Source organism: Stieleria sp., from assembly GCF_041595215.1.
GTDB classification, from domain to species: domain Bacteria; phylum Planctomycetota; class Planctomycetia; order Pirellulales; family Pirellulaceae; genus Stieleria; species Stieleria magnilauensis.
In genome coordinates this window covers 1-5088 of record NZ_JBFHKV010000618.1, presented here as the reverse complement: position 1 = coordinate 5088, position 5088 = coordinate 1, and the positions used below count along the sequence as shown (strand labels likewise).

Genomic DNA, 5088 nt, shown 5'->3' with positions numbered 1-5088 from the left:
GGTTCCTTGACACGCTTGTACCAGGCGACCGGAGGATTGGCGATCACGGTGCCGGTGGCGGCCAGTAATTCGCGGACCAATTGATCGTACGGGGTTCCGGCCAGCAGGTTGTCGCGGACCCAGGCGTGGAACGCAAAATTGGACGTGATGTCGCTGGCATCGTCACGACGGTTCTTCAGCAGCGCCGTCCACTTGTTGGCAAAGTAATCGGCGTAGTCGGGGCTTCGTAACAAGCGATCGACTGCCTTGGCACGCTTGTCCGGTGCATCGTCCGCCGCGAACGCTTGTGCTTCACGTTCGGTCGGCACGCGTCCGCCGATGTCCAACGAGACGCGGCGCAGGAACGTGGCGTCGTCACACAGATCCGACGGCGGGATCCCGAGCTGTTCTAAATTGGCGAAGACGAGTTCGTCGATAAAGTTGTTCGGTGTCGGAAGTGCGTCGACCGGTTGGCCCAGCGGAATCGACGCGTTGTAGACCGCGACACGATCTTGGTGACGCACCATCACGGAGACTTTTCCCGGCAAATCCATCGCCGTCACGTGACCTGATTCGCTGACCGTCGCCATGGCCGAGTCGTTGGATTCAAACAGCGATGTCGCCGTGACGTCACGGGTCGAACCGTCGGAAAACGTGGCGATCGATCGCAGCGTCAGACTTTCACCCGGCTGAAGCGTTCCGGCCGGAGGCTCGACGCGAATCGAAACCAATTCGGGATCGTCGTCCGATCGATACGGCGATCCGGCTTGGATCCAACGGAGCAACGTGTTGTAGTTCGGTGAACCTTTTTCGATGCGAACCCCGCCGCCGTGTGGCACTTCGCCGGCCGCTTTGGCAAGCAACAGGCTGCGGGCCGGATCGAGCGGAAATAGACGTCGGCCGCGCCCTTCATGGACCAAGTGCTGGTAGTCCTCCAAGGGCTCAAACCCGAGCAGCGACAATTCGAATCCATTCTGTCCGCCGCCGGCTTTCGCATGGCAGACGCCGGCGTTGCAGCCGGCCTTGGTCAACACCGGCACCACATCGTTGACGAAGCTGATGTCGTCGCGTGGCGTATCCGCGTCACAGGGCGTGGCGGGATGGATGACACACAACCCGAGCATCATGCAAGACGGCAGCAGCCATCGATGGATTCGTTCGTGAGTGGACACGTTTGTCATGGGCCGAGCAGCGGCAGGGTGGGACAACGGCGCGTTGTCGAAGTGGGAGGGAACATCAGTTTACCGTATTCGGATCGCCACGTCCAATTCTGATTCCCCAGCGGGTAACGCCGTGAAGCATTTTTTATCGGCAGGGCGCGAGCGGCCTGTCGATTTAATCCGATCGCACGTGGGATTAGCCGCGAGCGCGCAAGCGTACGGGCATTCATCATGTCGATTACTCACCGGCGCCCGTAGGCTCGCGCCAAACGGCTGATCATCAATTGATATCAGCCGGTTCGCGCCAGCGCGAGCGGCGCCCACCAATGTCGATTGAGCGGTATCGGGCTTGCGCCCTGCCGCTAACACCTCGCTGCAATCCCTTCGGGATAATGACGTCACTCGCCGGCGACGAGTTCTTGCAACTGCTTTCCGGACTTGTCGACTCTGGTTGCGACGCCGTCGGCGCCGCCGACGATGAACTGCGTCCCGTCGCGGTTGGCCCCGAGTGCGTAGAGGTATCCGCCGGGGAGTTTCGCATTGGTTTCTCGGCCGCCGTTATCGGTGCGATAGACTCGGAAGTAGCCATCGCCACAGGTGATACCGATGCGATCGTCGCGCCCCACGTAGACCAATCGCGTGATTTCTGATTTCAGTCCGCTGATCGTCCGCGTCGATTTCCCGGAATCGATGTTCCAGATCTTGACGGTCTCATCGGCTGAACCGCTGGCGAGTTCACGTTGGTTGACGTTCCAGGCGAGCGCGCTGACGTGATGGGTATGGCCTTCGAGTGTCTTGATCAAGGTTCCCGTCGCGACGTCCCACAATTTGATCATTCGGTCCGCGCCTCCGCTGGCCAAGGTCTTGCCATCGGGAGAGAACCGGACGCACAGCACCGTGTCGCTGTGCGGCGATTCGATGCGGCGGACCAGGGAGCCGTCCGACAGATTCCAAATCATCAGCTCGCCCGCCCGCGACGGTTCTCCGCCTCCGGTGGCCAGCCATTGTCCCGACGGATCGACGTCGACGCTCAACACTCGATCGGCAAACGGACTGTCCGCGGTCGCCGAGCCGATCGTTCGCTGGTGCTTCCAAACGTGCTCGGACGCTTGCAGCGCGTGGAGCTGTCCGTCGGCTGCCTGGATCAACACACCGCTGTCACCGGCGGAGACCAACTGGCCGCCTGCGGGAAGTTCGAGTAATGGTCCCAGCCAGTCGCCGGCGCCGGTCCAAAGACTCCAGGTTCCCGATGTTTTCGACCGCGTCAGAATCCGTGTGCCTGACGCGGTCAGGGCAACGGGTTGGTCGGTTGCCGTCGATTGATCCACGCGTGTTTTGGACTCCGCAGCCTTCGCCTGTTTCGCTTCCTGTTCGGCCTTGATGTTTTCGAGTGCCTGTTGGCGACGTTGATGTTCTTCGCCGAGTCCTTTCAGTCGTCGTTCGCCGCGCGCTTTCGTTTCTTCGGCCAATTGCAACGCGTTTTGTTGGTCCGCGAGTTCGCTGTTCTTCGTCGCGAGTTCTTTGGCGGCTTTTTCGGACGCTTCGCTGAGCGTCTTGGTCGTGTCGGCCAACTTCTTGGCGTCGGGCACCGCGGCGAGCTTCTGTTCGGCGTCTGCTTTTTCTTTTTTCAGGGCTTCCAGTTGCTCGGTCAGTTTTGCAATCGAAGTATCTAATTGACTGACCGTTGCGGTGAGTTCGGTTCTCATTTTCGTCGCCGATTCTTCTTCGCTACGGGCCTGAGCCAATTTCGCCTGCGCGGCTTCGGCGGCTTTCTTCGCGTCGGCAACACTTTTTTGTTTCTCAGTGACCGCCGTCGACTTGGCGGTGATGTCGGCCGCGATTTTTTCCAAACTCTTCTTTTCCGCGTCCAGGTTGGATTCGGCCTGTTTGACCGATGCGTCGTGGGCCGCAATCAATCGTTCGCCCACCTGCGTTTCCCACTGGTCCGACGCGTGTTGCGCAGCGGCAAGGGGATCCGATTTGGCGACTTCGACAAACGTCTTGTCCGTCAAGTTGAACGTCCCCAGTGCGCCGGCTTGCGTCGTCACCCAGAGCAGATTGTTTGGTCCGGAAAGAGCAGCCGAAGCGGGTGCGGCTGGAAGCTTTCCGAGTTCGACGAATTGGTTGTTCGCCGCGTCGAACTGTGCGACTTTACCCGAGCCATCGATCGCGACCAGCGGCGCGTCGTCACGTGTCGCCGCGCATAGGAAGGCGATCGGTTGATCCGAAACCGCTAACTCGCTGCTCGTCCACGCATCGTTTTCTCGTTGCCATCGATTCACCTTGCCCGTCGCATCGCCGATGACCAGATGATCGCGATCCAGCCAGACCATGGACGTGATCGGATGGGCGGCTTCCATCGTCTCCGGTTCTCTGCCGTCGATGCGGACGACTCGGATGGTTTTGTCCCATGTGATCGACACGCAATCGCCTTGCGGGCCGACGGCGACGCGGACGAGCGGAGGTTGATCCGATTGGAATTCGGCCGGGACGTCAAACCCTTTCATCCATCGCCAGCGATTCATGCCGATCGCGGCCACACTCAGTTCGCCCCTGGGCGACAACGCCGCGACGTGACGACCGCTGGGGTTCATCGCGATGGCCAGGGTTTCATCGCGATTGATATTTGGAATCGATGTCGGTTCAAACGGAGCCATCTGCCACAGTTTGACGTTTCGATAGCCGCTGGAGAGGACACGCCCGCCATCGGAATCGAATCGCACGTCTTGAACGAAGTCGTCGTGCGCGGGTCGGGTTTGGTCTCCCACGTGTCGCTCGAGTGAGTCGATCGGTTCGGAAGACTTTGATCCGAACAAGCGGATTTGGTTCCCGAATCCGACGACCGATAGCCGACCGTCGGACGTCATGTCGGATCCATAAACCGTTTGCAGACTATTCGGCAGCGGTTGCCATTGCCGCGGCGTCGGTGTGCCGCTCGCCTGGTCGACGTTCGCGCCTGAATCAATCCAGCGTCGCAGCAGTGCCAGTTCGATCGGATTCAGTGCCGCGGCCGAGACGTCGTTGTCGTCGGGCGGCATCGCCGGGTCTTCGGCATGGGAGGCCAGCAAGAACAAACGGCTCTGTTGCGCGTTGCCGGGGACCAGGACATCCTCGACATCGGATGCCTTCATCTTTTCGACCGTTTCCAAATTGACGCCGCCTTCTTCGCTGCTGGCATTGTGACAGGCGACGCAATTTTTGGTCAGCACGGGAGCGACATCGCGGCTATAGAGGACCTTGCGGTCTTCGGGCAGTTCCGCGATCTCGCGGGTGTCCGCCGACGCCTCGGTCGACAGGCCCGATGCGATGGCCAACACAAGCATCGCCGCGACACCGCGACGCGGACTCGGTTGGGAGCGGGATGGGCGATGAATCATGGCGTTGCCGGTGGGGTCGAAGCGTTGTCGGTCGAGGTGTTGTCGTTCGGTGCCGGTGGGATCGTCAACCAAAACTCTGTCAGCGGGAGCAGGGGACGCAGCTGGAAGGTTGCCTGGGATTTCCCTTCGGTCGGATTGCCGTCGGCGTCCAAGAACGTGCCGGTGATTTGGAACGTCGCGTGACCGGCGGCAGCGTCACCGGCGGTCAACTTTAATTTGACGGATTTCGATGTGTCGCCCTTGGGTTCTGAAATGACACTTTCGACCGTCACGCCCGGCGGACATCCGACTGCCGTGATTTGGACTTTTTCGCCGAAGCCCGCGGTGCGGGTGACCGTGACGGGGATCTCCAGGGGTTTATCACGCGGCAGCACAAAATGGTTGTCGGCGAGGGTCAGCTGGCATTCCGGACGCCGCTCGCGGATCGTCAGCTGGTAGAAATGCCGCGGGCCGTATCCGTCGATCATGTCGGACACCGTCACGTCAACCTGGCCGTCTTCTTTCGCCGTGAAGTCGACGCCGGCGTCGTAGTTGCCCCGTGAGAGGTCATCGTTGCTGGCCAGCACACCGCC

At 60.7% G+C, this 5088-nt stretch carries 2 protein-coding genes and 1 pseudogene; all 3 read right to left on the bottom strand.

Going from position 1 to position 5088, the window contains the following annotated elements; all coding sequences use genetic code 11:
* Positions 1 to 1151 (bottom strand): DUF1549 domain-containing protein (locus ABX749_RS21200; RefSeq protein ID WP_372897733.1); only part of this gene is annotated, 1151 nt, incomplete at its 3' end.
* 386 nt (positions 1152 to 1537) lie between these two features.
* The gene (locus ABX749_RS21195; protein ID WP_372897732.1) at positions 1538 to 4516 is read right to left on the bottom strand and encodes a c-type cytochrome domain-containing protein; all 2979 of its coding nucleotides are present in this window, start codon (positions 4514 to 4516) and stop codon (positions 1538 to 1540) included.
* Positions 4513 to 5088 (bottom strand): annotated as a pseudogene (locus ABX749_RS21190) (serine protease); the annotation flags it as partial. The pseudogene ABX749_RS21190 and the gene ABX749_RS21195, both read right to left, overlap by 4 nt.